General features: G+C 60.6%; 18 protein-coding genes and 2 pseudogenes. 4 read left to right on the top strand and 16 right to left on the bottom strand.

Annotation, left to right across the window (positions count from 1 at the left end):
• Window positions 1-2: 2 nt before the first annotated feature.
• Entirely contained in the window at window positions 3-419 is a 417-nt protein-coding gene (locus LXE91_RS32635) for a porin family protein (protein ID WP_052760034.1), read from the bottom strand.
• Between the two features lie 66 nt (window positions 420-485).
• Entirely contained in the window at window positions 486-1,886 is a 1,401-nt protein-coding gene (locus LXE91_RS32630) for a spinster family MFS transporter (RefSeq protein ID WP_082139452.1), read from the bottom strand.
• Between the two features lie 164 nt (window positions 1,887-2,050).
• On the opposite strand from LXE91_RS32630, the gene LXE91_RS32625 reads away from it, so the two are divergent.
• On the top strand, window positions 2,051-2,275 hold the full coding sequence (locus tag LXE91_RS32625; protein ID WP_046196576.1) for a hypothetical protein: 225 nt from the start codon (window positions 2,051-2,053) through the stop codon (window positions 2,273-2,275).
• 326 nt (window positions 2,276-2,601) lie between these two features.
• Here the strand turns inward: LXE91_RS32625 and LXE91_RS32620 are convergent, their stop codons facing one another.
• The 9 genes from LXE91_RS32620 to LXE91_RS32575 form a co-directional block, all read right to left on the bottom strand.
• Window positions 2,602-3,804, bottom strand: coding sequence for an NAD(P)/FAD-dependent oxidoreductase (locus LXE91_RS32620; RefSeq protein WP_039353587.1), 1,203 nt, complete (start codon window positions 3,802-3,804; stop codon window positions 2,602-2,604).
• Entirely contained in the window at window positions 3,804-4,034 is a 231-nt protein-coding gene (locus tag LXE91_RS32615; protein WP_198113775.1) for a ferredoxin, read from the bottom strand. Before LXE91_RS32615 ends, LXE91_RS32620 begins: the two co-directional genes overlap by 1 nt.
• 11 nt (window positions 4,035-4,045) lie before the next feature.
• The gene (locus LXE91_RS32610) at window positions 4,046-4,579 is read right to left on the bottom strand and encodes an aromatic-ring-hydroxylating dioxygenase subunit beta (protein ID WP_082139451.1); all 534 of its coding nucleotides are present in this window, start codon (window positions 4,577-4,579) and stop codon (window positions 4,046-4,048) included.
• A 10-nt stretch (window positions 4,580-4,589) separates the two neighbouring features.
• Window positions 4,590-5,957 (bottom strand): aromatic ring-hydroxylating oxygenase subunit alpha, encoded by a 1,368-nt coding sequence (locus tag LXE91_RS32605; RefSeq protein ID WP_039353579.1) that lies wholly within the window; start codon window positions 5,955-5,957, stop codon window positions 4,590-4,592.
• Window positions 5,954-6,784, bottom strand: coding sequence for an SDR family oxidoreductase (locus LXE91_RS32600; protein ID WP_039353576.1), 831 nt, complete (start codon window positions 6,782-6,784; stop codon window positions 5,954-5,956). The genes LXE91_RS32605 and LXE91_RS32600 overlap by 4 nt, the downstream gene beginning before the upstream one ends.
• Window positions 6,785-7,669: 885 nt before the next feature.
• Window positions 7,670-8,656: a fumarylacetoacetate hydrolase family protein gene (locus tag LXE91_RS32590; RefSeq protein ID WP_039353574.1), complete on the bottom strand. Its 987-nt coding sequence runs from the start codon at window positions 8,654-8,656 to the stop codon at window positions 7,670-7,672.
• A 187-nt stretch (window positions 8,657-8,843) separates the two neighbouring features.
• Window positions 8,844-9,503: a glutathione S-transferase family protein gene (locus LXE91_RS32585; protein ID WP_039353571.1), complete on the bottom strand. Its 660-nt coding sequence runs from the start codon at window positions 9,501-9,503 to the stop codon at window positions 8,844-8,846.
• A 328-nt stretch (window positions 9,504-9,831) separates the two neighbouring features.
• Window positions 9,832-10,761, bottom strand: a complete 930-nt coding sequence (locus tag LXE91_RS32580; RefSeq protein WP_039353567.1) for a VOC family protein — start codon at window positions 10,759-10,761, stop codon at window positions 9,832-9,834.
• Window positions 10,762-10,774: 13 nt separating this feature from the next.
• Window positions 10,775-11,947, bottom strand: coding sequence for an alpha/beta hydrolase family protein (locus LXE91_RS32575; RefSeq protein ID WP_039353657.1), 1,173 nt, complete (start codon window positions 11,945-11,947; stop codon window positions 10,775-10,777).
• A 397-nt stretch (window positions 11,948-12,344) separates the two neighbouring features.
• On the opposite strand from LXE91_RS32575, the gene LXE91_RS32570 reads away from it, so the two are divergent.
• Window positions 12,345-12,497: a transposase gene (locus LXE91_RS32570; RefSeq protein ID WP_039353563.1), complete on the top strand. Its 153-nt coding sequence runs from the start codon at window positions 12,345-12,347 to the stop codon at window positions 12,495-12,497.
• Window positions 12,498-12,504: 7 nt separating this feature from the next.
• A pseudogene (locus tag LXE91_RS32565) lies at window positions 12,505-12,979 on the top strand (integrase core domain-containing protein); the annotation flags it as partial.
• Between the two features lie 77 nt (window positions 12,980-13,056).
• On the opposite strand, the gene LXE91_RS32560 reads toward LXE91_RS32565, so the two are convergent.
• Window positions 13,057-13,971, bottom strand: a complete 915-nt coding sequence (locus tag LXE91_RS32560) for a LysR family transcriptional regulator (protein ID WP_039353557.1) — start codon at window positions 13,969-13,971, stop codon at window positions 13,057-13,059.
• 171 nt (window positions 13,972-14,142) lie between these two features.
• Between LXE91_RS32560 and LXE91_RS32555 the strand changes: the two are divergent.
• Window positions 14,143-14,371 (top strand): annotated as a pseudogene (locus LXE91_RS32555) (IS66 family transposase); the annotation flags it as partial.
• Here the strand turns inward: LXE91_RS32555 and sucD are convergent.
• The 4 genes from sucD to dmpG form a co-directional block, all read right to left on the bottom strand.
• Entirely contained in the window at window positions 14,365-15,246 is an 882-nt protein-coding gene (gene sucD, locus LXE91_RS32550; protein WP_039353553.1) for a succinate--CoA ligase subunit alpha, read from the bottom strand. The pseudogene LXE91_RS32555 and the gene sucD overlap by 7 nt on opposite strands.
• A 94-nt stretch (window positions 15,247-15,340) precedes the next feature.
• Window positions 15,341-16,507, bottom strand: coding sequence for an ADP-forming succinate--CoA ligase subunit beta (gene sucC / locus LXE91_RS32545; RefSeq protein ID WP_039353550.1), 1,167 nt, complete (start codon window positions 16,505-16,507; stop codon window positions 15,341-15,343).
• A gap of 179 nt (window positions 16,508-16,686) precedes the next feature.
• Window positions 16,687-17,709, bottom strand: coding sequence for an FAD-binding oxidoreductase (locus tag LXE91_RS32540; protein WP_039353547.1), 1,023 nt, complete (start codon window positions 17,707-17,709; stop codon window positions 16,687-16,689).
• A 4-nt stretch (window positions 17,710-17,713) separates the two neighbouring features.
• On the bottom strand, window positions 17,714-18,748 hold the full coding sequence (gene dmpG / locus LXE91_RS32535) for a 4-hydroxy-2-oxovalerate aldolase (protein WP_039353545.1): 1,035 nt from the start codon (window positions 18,746-18,748) through the stop codon (window positions 17,714-17,716).
• Between the last annotated feature and the right edge of the window lie 18 nt (window positions 18,749-18,766).

The raw sequence follows: 18,766 nt of genomic DNA, 5'->3' as shown, positions 1-18,766 counted from the left end.
GCTCAGAAATTGTGAAGAATCCCTACGTTCACCGATAACTGATTGCCACCGGATGCCGCGCCGAGCATGAACATCGGTGCGTAGCCGCTGCTCAACACGTGCTCGAAAACCAGCGCGATGAACACATCGGTTCGCTTCGACAACAGATTGTCGAACGAAACCTTGACGTTGTCGGTCGCGAAGTTGCCGGCAGGATAGTTCGTATGCCCGTAGCCGCCCGCGAGCGCCAGGTCGGGCCGCAGCATGCGGCTCACGTTGAAATCGACCACCAGCATCGAGCCGGGATGACCGTCCTTCCCCTTCAGCGAGTCGGACACGCCTGCCGCCGCCTTCGTCGCGCCGAACTCGTACGAGGCGCCCGACACCGGCTGGCCGGTCGCGCTCGAATCGGGCAGCGCGTACATGAAACCGAACGTCACCGGGCCGAGCGAGTGCCGATACTTGATCGCGTTGTTGAATCCCGGCGCGTTGGAACTGCTCAGATATCAGCGGGCCTGCTGCCCCGGGTTGCATGCATCGCTCACGTGCCCGGGCTTCGGTAACGTGTCGGCCGCCTTGTTTTCCAGCATCGCCACCAATTCGGCGCGTACCGTGTGGTAACGCGATTGGCCTAGCCAGCAGGCGGCAAAGCCGACCAGCGACAACGGCACGATCACGATTTGCAGCGAGACGCCCACCTGGCTCGCGTCGTGCAACACGTAGTCCGTCACTATCGCGACAGCGGTCGGTCCGAGCGACAGGCCGATCAGCCCGGCGAAGATGAAGTGAAGTGCGGCCGCCTGTCCACGCAATTGGTTGGGCACGACGTCCTGAATCACCGCCGGCGCACTCGACAGACCCAGCGCACTGCCGAACGCCAGCACGCCAAGACAGATCAGGCTCGCCGTCGCGTTCGGACTGTGCGTGATGCCGACGATCGATACGAGCGCAATCGGCCACCACAGCAACGGAATGCGAAAACGCCCACCGTGCGCGCCAGCAGCCACCCAGCGGTCGCTCAGATAACCGCTGAACAGGCATCCACCCACACCCGCGACGATCGAGAGCACGCCCATCGATAGGCCGACGTCGGCGGGACGCATATGGAAGTGCCGCATATAGAACGACGGCGCCCACGCGACGATGATGTAGCCGACCATCGCGGTCAGCGCATAGACCGTGTAGACGCTGGCGAACGCCGGTTTGCGCGCGCGCAGATAGGACCACAGGCTGAACGCGTTCGACGATGATCCGCTGTTTGTGCACACCAGCTCGGTCCGCGCGGGCTCCTTCAACGTCAGTACTACGAAGGCTAGAAGCACACCAGGCAATGCTGAAGCGATGAACGCAATGCGCCAGCTCTGCACGCCCGGCATATGCAGGAAGCCGGAGTTATTCGCGTGCGACAGCAGCGAGATGATGAGTCCGCCGAACAGTAACGACGCACCGACGCCCACGTAATTCGACATGTTGTAGGTGGCGAGCGCGCGGCCGCGCCGTGCTTGCGGGAAGCTGTCCGCGATCATCGAGAAAGCGGCCGGCCCGAGACACGCTTCACCGACTCCGACGCCCATCCGGGCGAAGAACAATTGCCAGAAGCTCGTGCTGACGCCGCACAGCATCGTCATAGCGCTCCACACGAGAATGCCGGCGACGATGAGGTTCTTGCGCGTGTAACGATCGACGAGGCGCCCGAACGGCAGCCCCATCACCGCATAGAACAGCGCGAAAGCAGCCCCTTGTAGCAGGCTCACCTGAGTATCGGACAGCCCCAGTTCGCCACGAATAGGGCCGACGAATAGCGAAAGAATGTAGCGATCGAGATACGAGACGACGCTGGCGCAAAACAGCACAAAAACGAGCGACCACGCGTACCGCTGCGAAGGAAAGTGTTTCTCCAGAACCATTGTGTCCCCATCTGCTTTTTCTGAACCGGCAGCATAGCCGGGTACGCTGCGAGCCGCGTATTGTCTTGCAAGGCTTCTGCAGGAAGCTTCGCCTGAGCAAAATATACACAGGTGCCCACCCGCGAAAAACCGCATGGGTTAGAAACCAGATATCGCTCGACTAGATGGCCGTGCGCGACGGGCCGTCCAATCCCGATCCGCGCCGCCGCCGTCTTTGCCTGCTTTCGGCCTACGTCGCGGTGAACCGGCACGCTGTGAAGCTCGCGCGTTCGGCTGTTCGTGCCGCCGCAGGCATTTGCGCGGGCTTGATGACCAATGAAATACTTATCGGCGGACTCGCGCAACGCATCCGCGAATATGCATCTGATGCATCTGATGCATCGGCGTAACGTCGCCACGGCAACAGTGCATGTATGGGATTGATGTTTCCATTGATATCGATACAGGCAGTAGAACATCAGCTGGATGCGGCAGGAACCGCATCCGCTCTGATGGGTGCAATCCAGTTCGGGTTTGGCGCGTTATCCAGTGCTGGGCTGAGTGCGACAGGCAGCGATAGCGCCTTGCCTCTGGCGGGCGACCGTCCCGATATGCGCCATGTTCGCTGCCGCCAGCAACTATCTGCCGCGCGGCCGATGCACATCGGACCGTGATTCCGTGCCCATCGAGAATGAGCACCTCCCCCGCGTCGGCTCGTGCGCGTGAGATACGAAGGTCAACGTGTGGCGTTGGCCTCGGCCATGGCAAGTGCCTGGGACCAGCTGGAATTTTGTTCGAGCAGCTTGCGATAGCCGCGCAGTGAGCGCGGACGGCCGCTGGCGATGACACCATGGAAGTGCTCGTTTGCGCCGAACAAGGCAAGGAACTCGCCGCTGGCCAAGTCACCTTCGACAACGCGCGTGCTGTCGCCCGATTGACGGCGCCCGTAGCCTTGCAACTTGCAGCTATGCTGGTCGGTCCAGAAATACGGGGTCAACCTCGCCTGCTCGCCCAGGAGCAGATGGCGGGCTGCGGCACGGCCCTGCTCCACCGCATGGGTCCAGTGCTCGATGCGCATCACGCGTCCCGATGGAGCGTGATGCGTTGCCGCCACGTCGCCGGCAGCAAAGATGCCTGCCATCCCCGTACTACCGCTGGCATCACACAGAACACCAACATCGCTGCACGGCACACCGGAGCCCTGCAGCCACTCGGTGTTGGGGCGCACGCCAATGCCAGCCAAAACGATACCCGCTTCGAGTACGCGGCCGTCGGCCAGCACCACCTTGTATGTTCCCGGAGCGCCCTCCACTGCGGCGACCTGTATCCCGGAAATGATGCGCACACCTTGGGCAGCATGATAACCACACAGCCAGTCGGCCAGTTCCGGCCCAAGGCTATGCTGAAATGGCGTCGGTGCAGATTCCAGGACAGTGACATCGAGTCCTCGCCGACGCAGTCCAGCCGCCACCTCAAGACCGATGAAGCCCGCACCGATCAGCACGGCGCGTGAATTGACAGCGGCCGCCTTGGCGAGCCAGCGTGCATCGTCCAGCGTGCGCAGCACGGGCAGCGGATCGCCGCTCGTGGTGGAGATGGTATTGGCGCGGCACCCTGTTGCAATGACCAGGCTATCGAACGGGCGCACTTCGCCATCGGAAAAGGAGACGGTGCGGCGTTGAACGTCCAGGGCGCTTGCTGTCTTGCCGAGCAGGAGTTCGACCTGCTGTTCGCCGTAGTGGGCCGCTCCTCTCAGCGGATACAGCCCCTCGCGCGAGTCCTCGATATCAAGTGCCTGCTTCGACAGCGGCGGACGGTCATAGGGGGTATGAGGTTCGGCGCCGACCAAGGCGATCGATCCATCGAAACCGGCTTCGCGCAGTGCATCGGCGGCGCTCACGCCGGCTACCGAGGCCCCAACGATCAGCACGCTGCGCATTACGCCTCCGACTCGAGCGCGCGGATCGTCAGCGCCCGAACCGGGCAGCTGCGCACCGCTTCCTGCATCTCTTCAAGCTCGTGCGCCGCCACTTCACGTTTGAGCAGGATCACCGCCTTCGCCCCGGAGGGCAGGTCGAAAACGTCCGGCGCAATGCTGACGCAGTTACCGTACGCAAGACACTTCTCCGGATCCACATGGATTTCAAGCCCGTTGTCCATATTGCTCATGATGCTTCCTCTTACAAGATAACGCCGAGATTGGGGGTGGTAAGGACCGTGTCGGCCAAAATCACGGTACGCGCAAGCAAACGCGGTCCGTTCTCGGTCAAGCGAATACGATCACGCCGGCGCGCGGCGATCAGATCGCTCCGCTCATCCTGGGCGCGGTGCCGATAGAGCGTCACGGCACTATTGACTGCGACGATGTTCGGGTCGTCGCTTGCTTCGACCAACAGGCTGCCTACCATCCGCACGGTGCGCGAGGGCGGGTCCTCAGCCCAGGCCGACCCGGTGAACAGGCGCTTGATCCGCGTTTCCATCATGGCCTTGTCATCGCGCTGCCGCCACGCGTTCGCCGGGAATTCGTCTTTGCCGAACTCGCGGACCGAGCGCAGCGGAATCTGGTAGACGATCTCGTCGTCGAGCAGCGCAAACCAGTCCCAGAATCGACGCTCGTCCAGCAGCATTGCCTCGTATCCGAGGAACTGGGACACCGTATGGACCACCGCTTCAGTGGCGAAATTTTTTATGAAGGAATTCGTGGAAGTTGACATCACACTTTCCTTATTTCTGCTTTTGCATCATTTCGAGCCACTGGGCATAAAAGTTCATTTGCCCGAACTCGCCGTACGCTTTCCTGCGCAGTACACCAGGACCGCGCCATGTCGGGTCGGCCGGACGCTCGACCTTGCCCCCCAGGCCCTGCTGGTAGTGGAGGCGGGTCTGCACGTTACGGTTCCAGACACTTTGCGCAACGCTGCGTGCGCCTTCCCAGGCAACGGTATCGTCCTGCTCGAAGATGCCGGCGGAGCTGAAGTTGTACTGGCCCACGGTGTAGCTAGGCACCGACTCTTCATCGCTCATGAAGTCCCAGGTGAACTGCCAACTCCACATTTCCATCACGCCTGGACCCAATGGCTGCCACTGCCGGAAGGAGGTGAACACCGCTGGTGGCTTGCCTGCCTCCGACGCTGCAGGGAAGCGGATGAAACCGAGGTTCGGGAAAATATTGCCGATCGACGCCGCGCGCTCCCGTGCGAGGTCGCGTTGAGTCTCATCAAGTTTCGACAGGTCGAAACGCTCCTTGACATGTGGCGGATAGCCCGAGAATTCGCCGAACGGCCCGAACATTTCGACAAACGAGTGGCAAAGGAAGGAATGGCCACCGTCGAGCACTAGCGAGTTGGCGAAGTCATTGTTCTGCCGCAGCCCTTCGACGTACTTGACCTGCTCATTGCCGAAATGCAGGGTGTCGATGTGATAGGCATCGCCCGCAAAATTCTCCGCGCCGGATTTCCAATCCGCTCGAACCTGCGTACGCTCCGGCACGCCCATCACCCGCAGACCGCCCGGGTGAAGGCCGCAAATCGTATCCAACACCCATGCGGCGCCACCCAGGAATTCTTTCAGCGTCGGCCCCTCCTCGCTGAGGCTGGCAAAAATGAAGCCTTGATAGGTATCGACGCGCGGCGCGCGCAGCAGACCCCATTCGCGCCCGTTCAGGCGCCCGCCGTAGGCCTCGCTGGAATGCGGAGCCCCAGCCCAGTCGCCGTCGTTCTTGAAAGTCCAGCCATGATAGGGGCAGCGGAAGTGCGTCGTATTGCCGTGATCGGACTGGCACACCTGAGCGCCCCGGTGGCGACAATAATTGGACATCACGCGGATCTGGCCAGTGTCGTCACGCGACACGATGACAGGGTCCAGGCCGATACGGCGCAATACGTAGTCACCCTTGTTCCGAATTTCCGATTCATGAGCGACGAAGACCCAGGATTTCGCGAAAATACGCTCCATCTCCGCCTGGAAGACGGCTTCATCGTTGAAGACTTCGATGGGCAGCAGGCCTTCGGGGAGACCTTCAGCGACGCGCTCGAGCAGTTTGCTCACGCCCGCCGACCCCATGCTCATGCGAATGGTGGATGTGGAGCTCATTTGCTTGCTCCTTGTTTCACGGGGGTCAGAACATTGCGGTTCATCAGTCCTTGATCCGCGGCCACGATGGTGCCGGTCATGACACGCGAATGCCGCGATGCCAATAGCGCGTACAGGGGACCGTAGTCCTTCGCCTCGGGCAGCCATGTCAGAGGCCAGATCCGATCAACACCCTGTTGGAACATTTCACGCGGAATGTCCGCTTGGCTGTGCTTTTCCATCCCGAAAGCCTGCGGTCCACGCAACTGGCTACCCATAATTATCGACGGCGCCACACCGTTCACCCGCACGGTCGGCGCGAACTCGAATGCCAGTTGTCGCACGATGCCGAGTGTCGCGTGCTTGGTGGTGGTGTACAGCACACCGCCGCCGTCGGCGCAATAGGAGGCGCCAGACGACCCGGTCAGCACAATGGCACCCTGCTCTTTTTCCAGCAGGTCGAGGAATACGCGGGCGCTCAGAATGTAGCTCTTGACGTTGATGTGGAACACCTCGTCAAAGGCTTCATCTAATTTCTCGATCGGAATGTCGCGCAGCGGTACGTTGCCGTCCCAAATCCCCTGCGCGCCGATGAAGGCATTGAGACGGCCGAACCGGCCAAGGATCGCTTCGCGACACGCCTGCAAATCGGCCAGCTTGGTAGCATCGCCCTGGAACAGCAAGGGCTCGTCGCCGAGTTCAGTACGCAGGCTGTCCAGCTTGGCTCCGGAAATGTCCATGATCGCCAGCTTCGCGCCTTCAGCCAGGCAATGCCGGGCGACACCGGCGCCCAGGCCCGAACCACCGCCGGTGATCAATACCACGTCGTCTTTCAATAGTGTTGTCATCTTGTCTCCTTGTAAGCGGCGCGGATGCGCGGCGGATGTTGTTCTTTAAATGCAGGTATTAAACAGCCTTGACACTGGTGCTCAACGCGCCGGTCCCGGCTTGTCAACTGTATGCCGATACCAGTCCATCCCAGCAGCGATTGCGCATGGAATGCGTTCGCTCAGCAAGGATGGGGCGACCGACGATGTATGCGCTGTCCGGATTCTGCGTCACCGTCCATTTGGCGACACTGCGGTCGATCCACGCAGCCATGTGCCGTCGCCGCGCACCACGGAGCGCGGCGGCACCATCGCTGCGGATACCTGGGGGCGGTAAGCATTCGGCGACGCGTCGAACGCTGACTTCCAATCTGCTAGTTGCGCGACGTCCGCGTCGGTGATAACGCGCGTCGGCGGGACGCGTTCGGCTGCCTCTTCAACCGGGTTACCCACGATATGTCTCCTGTATTGGTGTAGAAATCTTAAGCGTGCCTCCAGACACGAGCAATCGTCGATGCAGGAAAGCAGCTTTTCTATTTCGGGGGGGCTCAGTGAACTCGTCGATAACCGCTTCCCCATTTTTCACGGCGAATATCTTCCTCGATCGAGTCCATTCGCGCCTGGAGTTGGCCGGCCTGCTCTGCAATGCGCCTAGCGGAAGAGTCCGTCGAATCACGGGAATGCCATTGTCCGGACAACACTTCAGGCACCCCTGTCATCCCAGTGAATTACTACGGCCAGCATCCAGCCAGCGGATGGGCCGCGAATCTTACGCGGATTGCAGCAGCTGATGTATTCGAGGGGAGGCAGAAATTCAAGGTTGTGCAGCTTTCCCAGCTGGCTGCAGCCAGCGGAAACAGAGTCCCTCTTGCCGTAGCGTGATCCGCCGCAAATCTGTTCGCTGCATTATCCTTGGGTAAGATTCGCAGACACAATGCATTGGTCGATCACGCCGAAGAGGGGCTTCCCCTCGAGCAATGCTTCCATTCGGACCCAATCCCCATACTTCATGAAGGGCGTTGACGGCGCGCCTTGATCAATGACCTCGATGGCGCGCCGCTCGGCGATACAGCCCGAACCCCGGCTACGCTCCGCGTTCGACACGGTGCCACTGCCGATTACGGTGCCGGCCGACAGACGCCGCGTCCTGGCAGCGTGCGCAATCAACTGATCAAATCCGAAGTTCATCTCCCTGCCGTTTGGGTTGCCGAACCATGCCCCATTCCACGAAATCTGCAAATCGAGCTGAACTCGCGATTGGTGCCACGCGTCGCCGAGTTCGTCAGGCGTCACGGCGACGGGCGCGAATGCCGAGGACGGCTTAGCCTGCAGGAAGCCGAACCCCGTTTTCATTTCACGCGGCCCCATGCTGCGCAGACTGACGTCATTGATCTGGACCAGGAGAATGATGTGCGCGCGCGCCGCCTCAACGGAACATGCCATGGGTACGGCGTTGACAACGACACCGAATTCGGCCTCGAAATCGATTCCATCGGCCTCGTCGGGAAGCGGCACGTCGTCATGCGCGCCCAGAAAATCGTCGGATGCTCCTTGATACATCAACGGGATGGTTTCTACGTCAGGGACGGGCGGCAGTCCGAAGGCTTTTTCCATCAGCCGGCCATGATTCAAGAATGCCGAACCGTCGCACCACTGCGGAGCACGCGGCAACGGCGCCGCGGCCTGGCGGCTATCGAAGGCAAATGCGTCCGCTACCGCTCCGGCATTCAGATTCTCGTAGATCTCCAACAATTTCGGTTCACATTCGGACCATCGCTCGACCGCATCGAGCATGGTCGCCGCAATCGCCGGAACCGCAACGGCCCGTTCCAGGTCGCGCGAGACAACGACCAGTCGACCGTCCTTGCCGTTTTTGAGTGATGCCAGTTTCACGAATACTCCTCTGATAGTTGAAAAAACGGTCTTAGTTGAGGTGCCGTTTGATATGCCGGTGTTGACGGAACTGATGTGTTGGCCGCGTCACTTCGGCCATGATCTGGCACGCCTGGTTGCGCAAGGCACTGATGGATGCCGTCCCCGATGCCGCTGGCAAATTCTCATGGGGACGGCCCCCTTACCATCAAACGAAGACCTTCAGCATTCCCAAGTGCCCTTCGGGGCGCGGAACAGAAAATTTAATGGACTTCCACTCGGCGGCGGCTGGCCGTTCAAGGCAGCGGAAGGCCCAGTCGTTCATGGCCGGCCACGCAGTGAGATCCATACCGGATAGGGGCGCGAGCATCAGCACCGCCGACACGTTGAGATCGGCAACGGTGAAGCGGTTGCCGAACAAATAGTCTTGGGAGCGCAAATGAGCGTCCAAGACGGCGAACGGTCTCGCAAGCTTTTGCAGCATGACGTCGACTTCCTCGGGCCGGCGTTCTTCCGGTGCGAAGAGAATGAGATTTGCGGTCGACAGCAAAAGCGGTTTCTCGATCTCGGTTGTCGTCCAAAGCGTCCACTGCATAGCCAACGCATCCTCGCCTGCATCCACCGGCGCCAACGGTCCTCCATAGCGTTTGGCGAGATAGAGGTTAATGGCGAGAGATTCGAACAGCGTCAGCTCTCCGTCCACAAGCGCGGGCACCCGGCCATTCGGATTGATGCGCAGGAAATCCGGCGCGTGCGTGCTGCCGTCGAGAAAATTTGTCGGCACGTGTTCATAGGAGAGGCCCAATTCCTTGAGCATCCACACGACGCGATGCGCGCGCGAAATGGGGTCTCCGTACAGAGTAATCATGACGTCTCCTTGTGATTGTCAATCGTTTCGTTTTGTTGGGTGCGCATAGCCTGGCAACCAGGCAGCAACGGCACCGTGGTGCCCGTTGTTCATACTTATTTGGGGGCGGCAAGCAAGTATTTGTCCCTGCGTTCGGCGGGGTCATGCATGAAGCTCACCTCGAGCTTCCGGAAATCCGTATCGGCAAGCGCACCCTGGCGCCGTGGCTCACCACTAACGCTACGGGCGTCAGCGGTTGGCCAAGGCAGCGCGTCGCCACGCGCCGTCCTGTGTCGATCTCGAACGGGGTTCCAGTTCGTCGCAGGGACACTGCAGCATCTCGGCGCCTTTAGTGTCCGCCGGCCGCCGGCGGCGGGCCGCCCGGCGCCCACTTTTCTCGGTACTGCAGCAGGAACGCCTGGGAACTATCGGCGCCCGCCGGCATCGCACGCGGTTGCCACGACGGATCGTGCAGGTCCATGTCGGCGTCGTATTCCACATGACAGCCAAGCGGCGAATTGAAGTACCAGAACCAGTTGCTGCCCATCTGATGTCGCCCAGGCCCCCAAAAGCTCTGGTAACCCTTCTCGACAAAGCGCGTTCCCGCGAGCATTACTTCCGTCGGCCCCCCAAGGTGGAAGGTGAAGTGCTCGATACCTTGCATGTGCGGCGGCGTCTGGATCAGAAACAAGGTGTGGTGGTCATGGGTTCCTGCCGGCTGCATAAACGGGCCCGCCCCCAGGAGGCGATCAGTGACCCGGAAGCCCAGACGGGTATAGAACGCTTCGGCCTTGGGGACATCCGGCACGAAGTACACGACGTGCGACAGGGTGCGCGGTGTAATAAGCGCGTCGACACGAACACCCAGCGCATTGATGCCGCGCTGCATCACGGCACCCGGTGCATTGACCGTCTCCGAGGGGAGCGCGAGTTGGCGGCGCACAGTGACCTGGAAAGCAATCGGGAAGCCGACATCGTCCACGCAGCGCAGCACGCCGCCGTGACGGGTCACCTCGCGGTCGGAGCGGAGTTCTGCCTCGATGGCATCGAGTGTGGCACTGTCGGCCACCCCATGGACGGTTTCCCGCAGCATGCTGGCTGTCCCCATGCCTGGGGGTAACGACGGGTCATCCTTGTGGCGCAGCACAATAGCAGTGCCGTCGAGCGCTTCGTAGCGGCCCGCGCCGACATCCTTCAGTCCGTAGTCGATCAAATAACGCGAACACGCGGCCACGTCCTCCACACCGAAAACAAGTTCGTCTAGACCAACGATTTTCATAATGAGCCTATGCTTAAAGTGAGTGGGAGGTGCGTCCGCCCAGGGTCTCGGCGACCCAGTCAGCGATGTAATGACCCGGGTTGATGGTGTTGTCGAAACTGGCGTGCTGAACCCCGCCTTCGTGTTCCGTGAATATCTTTAGCTCACGCTTCGGACTATTAACCAATTGCTCGTAGGTGCGGTACGCCCACTTCAACGGAATCTGCGAGTCCTTCTCGCCGTGGGTTACGAGAAACGGCACACGGACTCGTTCGAGGATACCGTCCAGGTGTACGTCCTCGGCGATGCGCATGAAGTCGTCGATGTCCTTGGCACCCCAGACCCAGCTGACATGCCCCCAATAGTGCGGCACCGGGAAGTCGCCCTCCTTCTGGAGTCTCTGCTTCTGCACATCCCGCCAGTCGTGATTCGCTCCCCATACAACGCCACAGGCAAAGCGCGGCTCCATCGCGACCGCGCGGGGACAATAGTAACCACCGAGTGATACGCCGAGGCAGCCGATGCGCGCGGGGTCGACGTCAGCGCGCGTCTCCAGCCAGTCGACGACCCGGCTCGCCCAGTGCTCGGTGTCATATCGGGCGTGCAGTCCATCCAGCCGCAGTGCCTCACCGCTGCCGGGTTGGTCGATCACCAGCGAAGAAACGCCTCTCTTTGCCAACCAAGCTGGCAGCCCGACCAGGTGGCACATCTCCTTGGTTGAGTCGAGCCCGTTGACCTGAACCAGCAGGGGGGCGCGTTCACCAGGCTTCATGCCCTCTGCAGGGAGGTACAAAGCGGAGAGGTGCTTTCCCTCATAAGGAATTTCCACACGCTGAACCGGGTCGCCGACGAGCCGCGCGCCCTGTTGGAAGAGCGCCAACTGACGTCGGTAGATAGCCATTCGCCCCGGAGCGTCATGCGCCTGCAGGCGCTCTGCGGTGAGCAGGTAGCTGGACGCACGAAGTAACTTCTGGCCCGAGGATATCAGCCGGCCACGCGACTCATCCTCCTCGGCCAACGCACACAGCTTGTCCGCCATGTGCACCCACGTTTCGCGGAAGGCCGCCGTACCGACGGCATCGGGCGCCCTCGCAGCTTCTTGCAAGGGGGCGCACATCTCCTCGATCTCGCCCATACGCGCGCCCATCTCGATCGCAAGATCGACCGAGAGGTTCCAGACATAATTGGTTGGAAAGTACTTGAACATATTGGTTATAGCGGGAATAAAGTAAAGGCGGCGGCCCACACCTGTCACCGCAACGCGGCAGCGAAATGAGGCGCTTTTTCATCCAGGCGGCGGCTGGGGCTGCAATGCGAAGGCGGCGCAGCACGCGAGGTCACGGGTGTCGTGCAGGCGGCGGGTTCCAACACCGTCCTCGTCGGGCTCGACAGTGCAATGACCTCGTCTGCAAATATGTCTCCTAATGTTTTTACAAATGCTAGGTGTACGCCCTGGCCAGAGCAACTGTCGCGCTAGGAAAGCAGCTTTGACTATTTTGGACAGCTGCGTACCGTAGCCGTCTTGACCCTGGCCCACCAAACTGTCCCATTTGGAAGTGGAAAATTCCGGCGTGACGGTGTCATCGAGACCAGAAGGTCATGCCGTGAAGAAGAGCAAGTTCACCGAAGAGCGGATTGCATACGCATTGAAGCAGGCCGAGCTGGGCACGCTTGTCCCGGAGGTCTGTCGCAAGATGAGGATCAGCGACGCGACGTTCTACGTATATGGACTGTTCCCAAGAGCAAACGGGAGTTGACGGACACGGAATTCGATTGCGTACACTCACGATCGTGGACAACTACACACGGGAATGTCTGGCCATAGAAGTCGACGGCTCATTGCGTGGCGAACATGTTGTCGCCGCACTGACCAGTGCTTGCGCAGCCTCGCCCGCTTCCACGCTATATCAAGGCAGACAATGGCAGCGAGGTCATTTCGAAGACGTTCGACAAATGGGCGTACGAGAACGGCGTGGAGATTGACTTCTCGCGTCCTGGCAAGCCAACCGACAACGCGAAGAACGAATCCTTCAACGGACGTTTCCGGAAGGAATGCCTCAACGCGCATCGGTTCTTGTCGCCGGAGGACGCCAGACGCAAAATCGAAGTCTGACGCGAGTACTTTAACGAGGCGCGTCCTCATTCTGCGCTGCAGTGGATTACACCGGCGGAATTCGTCCACCGGTGCACCGATCGGGCCGATTCGGACCGCCCCGAAGAGCCGGAATATTCCACCTAAGACCGGACGGAAACTGGGCCGGCCACAACAGCAGATTTGCCATAGCCGGAGAGCCTGAACGAAGTGGGCAAACCGCTTTAACTTACCGGCGGCGCAGGTGCAATTTCAGCAAACAACAATTTGATCAGGTCGCCGATGCTGCGAGCCGCCAAGGTATTCGGGCGATGCTGCGTGGTGCCAAGCACGACATGCCGGACCATTTCGGGCTGGACAATGCGCGCTGCGCCCAGTTTTAATCCGGCGCGCATTTCTGCCATAGAGGAGACGATCGCATACCCGATACCACTCGTGCTGAGCTCGCGCTGAAGCTGTACGGTGTCGGCTTCTACCACCACCTTGAGACTGATGCCGCGTTCTCGTGCCAGCTCGCCGAGGCGTCGGCGTAACACGTGCGGCTCTGCCGGCAAGATGAGCGGCAGATTGTCCAATGCCGCAAAGGCCACCTCTCCCGCCCCGATCAACGGGTCGTCGACCGGGCCGATCAGGTCGAGAGAAATGCTAGCCAGCAATGGCTCGTCGATATCTTCCAGTGGCCGCTCCCTGAGCAGCAAGGCCATATCAAGCCGTCCAGTGCTCAACCACTCTTCGAGCTGGGTACTGGATCCTTCCGCCAAGTGCAGCCGAACCTTGGGAAACTGAGCCAGCGCGGTTTGGAACAATTTAGTGGCTATCCTGGGAGCCACTGATGGCAACAAGCCAATATGCACTTCGCCGATCGGAACACTACTGGCGGTGAGGATATCGTCAGCTAACTGATCAGTTTGAGCAATGAGGGGCCGGATGCGCAGGTAGACGACCTCGCCGAATTCGGTTAATAGCACGCCCCGCCCAGTACGTCTGAACAATTTTCCGCCGCACTGCATTTCCAGCTGGGAAATTTGCCGACTGATCACCGATGATGGCGTGTTCAAGGCGTGTGCAGCAAGGGTCAGACTACCCAGCTCGGCGACTTTTGCAAACAGGGACCAGCGCGAATCGAGAATAGGTAACATGGCCAAGATTTCATGAGAACTGGGCGAAGACATCCAGTTTCGCAAATGTATCAAATCAGCAGATCGGCTGGCATGCGAAGTCATGCAATTGACCATCTGATATTGAATTTTAGTGGCTTTGTTGCATAAATAAGCCTCGGCACGCAAAGCCGCATTCCCCGGACGGACCGGCACACCGTGCTGCCACAAAGCCTGTTCGGCAAAGCCGTGCGCTACTTGATGGGCAGAGTCCCAAAGTGACCCATTACGTCGAGAACGGCGCCTGCCCGTCTCGAACGAACCGTGCGAGAACGCCATCCGGCCGTTCGTCGTCGGGTGCCGCAACTGGTGGTTCTGCGATACCGTGGCGGGCGCCAACGCCTCGGCCAACCTATACTCGCTGGTGGATCCTGCTCAAAGCATCGCCTTGAGCAGACGCGCCATTTCCGACGGGTTCTTGGTGGTCTTGATGCCGCACTCTTCCATGATGTCGAGCTTGGCCTGTGCCGTGTCGGCTCCGCCCGAGATCAGCGCGCCGGCGTGCCCCATGCGCTTGCCCGGAGGCGCGGTCACGCCAGCGATGAAGCCCACCACCGGCTTCTTCATGTTGTCCCTGATCCAGTAAGCCGCGTTAGCTTCGTCCGGACCGCCGATTTCACCGATCATGACCACGGCGTCCGTTTCCGGATCGTCGTTGAACATCTTCATGACGTCGATGTGCTTCAGGCCGTTGATCGGGTCGCCGCCGATACCAACTGCCGACGATTGGCCCAAGCCCAGCGCGGTCAACTGGCCCACGGCTTCGTACGTCAGCGTGCCCGAGCGCGACACCACGCCGATGCGGCCCTTGCGGTGGATGTGGCCCGGCATGATGCCGATCTTGATTTCGTCCGGCGTGATCAGGCCCGGGCAATTCGGTCCCAGCAGCAGCGTCTTGCTGCCACCCTTACGCATCTTGTCCTTGACCATCATCATGTCGCGAACGGGGATGCCCTCGGTAATGCAAACCACCAGATCCAGTTCGGCTTCCACAGCTTCCCAGATCGCGTCGGCAGCGCCTGCGGGAGGCACGTAGATCACCGAAACGGTCGCGCCGGTTCGTGCCTTGGCGTCCTTGACGGTTGCGTAGATGGGAATGCCCTCGAAGTCTTCGCCAGCCTTCTTCGGGTTCACGCCGGCGACGAAGCAGTTCGTGCCGTTGGCGTAGTCGCGGCAGCCACGGGTGTGGAACTGGCCGGTCTTGCCGGTGATTCCCTGGGTGATGACCTTGGTGTCTTTGTTAATCAGAATCGACATGCGGTAATCCTTGTATGCAGCGAGCCGTGCCGTCGTACCGTCTCGTACTTCGGCACGCCGCTCGAGTTCGCGTATGGTTGGGTCAGCGGGCGGTTTACTTGCCGGCGGCTGCGGCCACGACCTTCTCGGCGGCCTCTGCCATCGTGTCTGCGGCGATGATGGGCAGACCCGAGTCGGCCAGCAACTTCTTGCCAAGGTCTTCGTTGGTACCCTTCATGCGCACGACCAGCGGCACCGACAGCGACACCGCCTTCGCCGCAGCGATCACGCCTTCGGCGATCACGTCGCAACGCATGATGCCGCCGAATATGTTGACCAGGATGGCCTTCACGTACGGGTTCTTCAGCATCAGCTTGAAGGCTTCGGTCACCTTCTCTGTGGTGGCTCCGCCGCCCACGTCGAGGAAGTTGGCCGGCTCACCGCCGAACAGTTTGATGGTGTCCATCGTGGCCATGGCCAGCCCGGCACCGTTCACCAGGCAGCCGATGTTGCCATCGAGCGAGATGTAGGCCAGGTCGAACTTGGAGGCTTCGATTTCAGCCGGGTCTTCTTCATCCAGATCGCGGTACGCCACGATTTCCGGGTGACGGAACAGCGCGTTCGAGTCGAAGTTGAACTTGGCGTCAAGCGCGATGACCTTGCCGTCGCCGGTCAGGATCAGCGGGTTGATTTCGGCTTGCGAAGCATCGGTTTCCCAGAATGCCTTGTACAGGCCATGCAGGGCTTGGCGGGCTTGCGCGAGCGAAGCATCCGGCACGCCGATCTTGCTAGCGATGTCGTCAGCCTGAGCGTCTTGCAAGCCAGTTTGCGGATCGATCAGCAGTGTGTGGATCTTTTCCGGATGCGTTACGGCGACTTCTTCGATGTCCATGCCGCCCTCGCTCGAGGCCATCAGCGCCACTTGCTGCGACACACGGTCCACCACCAACGACACGTACAGTTCCTTCTTGATGTCCGCGCCTTCTTCGATCAGCAGGCGCTTGACCAGCTTGCCTTCCGGACCGGTCTGGTGCGTCTCCAGCGTCATGCCCAGGATGCTGCTGGCGTATTCCTTGACCTGGTCCATGCTCTTGGCAATCTTCACGCCACCGCCCTTGCCACGGCCACCCGCATGAATCTGTGCCTTCACGACCCACACCGGGCCGCCCAGGATTTCTGCAGCCTCGATGGCTTCGTCGACCGAGAAGGCCGGAGTGCCGCGCGGAACCGGCACATTGTATTTGCGCAGGATTTCCTTGCCTTGGTACTCGTGGATATTCATGCGTGTTTCCTTTCCGTCTGAGAGTTGGGTTGAGTGACTAGCCAGTGATTGCTTCGTTGACTACAAGATGGCAACGGTCAGATGCATGCCAAGATTCACTGGTGTTGCCAAGCAAAAGAGCACGCTCCCGCCAATAGCAGAACCGAGCGCTGTATTTGGCGCGACCGCAGCCGAATTTCTCACGCTCTTTCTTCAACAATTGGGTGTTCGAAACGGGTCACAAAAGCATCACTGAAAAAGCTCGTCGTCGGCAGCCCGTTCGCTTGCGTGAAGGTGTGCCGCGCAGCTTCGACCATCAACGGATTACCGCATGCATATACTTCGTGCCGCGAAAGATCAGGGAAATCCGCAGCAACAACCTCGTGCGCGAAGCCGTTGCGTCCGGTCCAACCAGGCTCGTCTCCTGACAGCACAGGAACAAAACGGAAGCCAGGATGGACCTGCTCCCACGCATGTACCTCGTCGTGAGCGTAGAGATCGGCAAGACGTGCACCGCCCCAATAGAGCACCGCGCCGCGTTCAACGATTTTCGCTGAGTGGGTCTTGAGCATGGCGGCGATCGGCGCGTAGCCGGTACCGGTGGCCAACAGTATGATCGGCGCCATCGTGTCACGCAGCATGAACGTGCCAAACGGGCCCTCGATGCGCAGCAAGTCGCGCTGCTTCAGCGTGCGATACACGTGGTTGGAGAAGCGCCCGTCGGGCACGGCCCGCACATGCCATTCAATCGTACCGTTTTCGTCGGGCGCATTTGCCATCGAATAACTGCGGCGCGAACCATCACGCAGGATCACCTCGACGTATTGCCCCGCCTGGAACGCGAAACCCGACTCCGGCGGTACGCTGAGCCGCACACGCGCCACGTCGGCGCTGACGCGATCGACGTCGAGCACGCGTGCGCCGGTCTGCACGATGCGCTGCCCCGCCGTGGACGCAACCTCGGGGGCTTCAATTGTGACATCCGTCACGCACCGCGCCTGACAAGAGAGGACGTAGCCGTCGCGCACGCCTTCCGGCTCGAAGTCGTCCGGGTAACGCACGTCACCTGACACGACCCGCGTCTCGCAAGCGTTGCATTGGCCACGACGACAACTGTGGCGCGGAAAGTAACCGGCCGCCAATGCTGCATCGAGCAGGCTGCCATCGGCAGAGCATGGGATTTCGACACCGGCCGGCTCGATTCTCAGCTTGAACGTAGTCATGACACTACCCGATCGCGCGATTGGGTTCTTTTGCCTGGAGCAGGTCAAGCGCGACGTCTACGATCATGTCCTCCTGCCCTCCCACCATGCGGCGCTTGCCCAGTTCGACAAGGATGTCGACGGTCTTGAGGTTGTACTTCTTCGCGGCGGCCTCCGAATGACGCAAAAAGCTGGAGTACACGCCGGCATAGCCCAGCGCGAGCGTCTCGCGGTCCACGCGCACGGGACGGTCCTGCAGCGGTCGCACGATATCGTCGGCTGCATCCATCAACGTGTACAGGTTGGTACCGTGATTCCAGCCCATGCGCTCCGCGGCAGCGATAAACACTTCCAGCGGTGCGTTACCCGCGCCGGCCCCCATGCCTGCCAGACTTGCGTCCACCCGGTCGCAACCCTCTTCCACTGCCACGATGGAGTTGGCCACACCCAGACTCAGGTTATGGTGGGCATGAATGCCGGTCTCTGTCTCAGGCTTGAGAGTGTCTTTGAACGCGCGAAAGCGCTCACGGACGTCGTTCATATTCAGCGCACCGCCCGAGTCGACCACATAGCAACAAGTGGCACCATAGCCCTCCATCAGCTTGGCCTGCTGGGCCAGTGCCTGCGGCGTGGTCATATGGCTCATCATCAGGAAGCCGACCGCTTCCATGCCGAGATGACGGGCATACTCGATATGCTGACGGGAGATGTCAGCTTCCGTGCAGTGCGTGGCGACGCGCACCACGCGAGCTCCTGCCTCATACGCGGCCTTCAGGTCGTGCACGGTGCCGATACCCGGCAGCAGCAGCGTGGCGATCTTGGCGTGCTTGACGACGCTGGCAACGGCCTCGATCCATTCCAGATCGGTGTGGGCGCCGAAACCGTAGTTGAAGCTACCGCCCTGCAGGCCGTCGCCGTGGGCGACTTCGATTGAATCGACTTTCGCTTCATCGAGTGCACGGGCAATCTGTTTGGCTTGCTCAACGCTGTACTGGTGACGAATGGCGTGGCTGCCGTCACGCAGCGTCACGTCGGAGATATAAATCTTTTTGGTGCTCATGTCGGTGTTCTCCATTCC

It is taken from the genome of Burkholderia contaminans (genome assembly GCF_029633825.1).
GTDB lineage: Bacteria > Pseudomonadota > Gammaproteobacteria > Burkholderiales > Burkholderiaceae > Burkholderia > Burkholderia contaminans.
The sequence above is the reverse complement of the archived record's forward strand: the minus strand, read 5'-3'. Positions and strand labels throughout refer to the sequence as shown.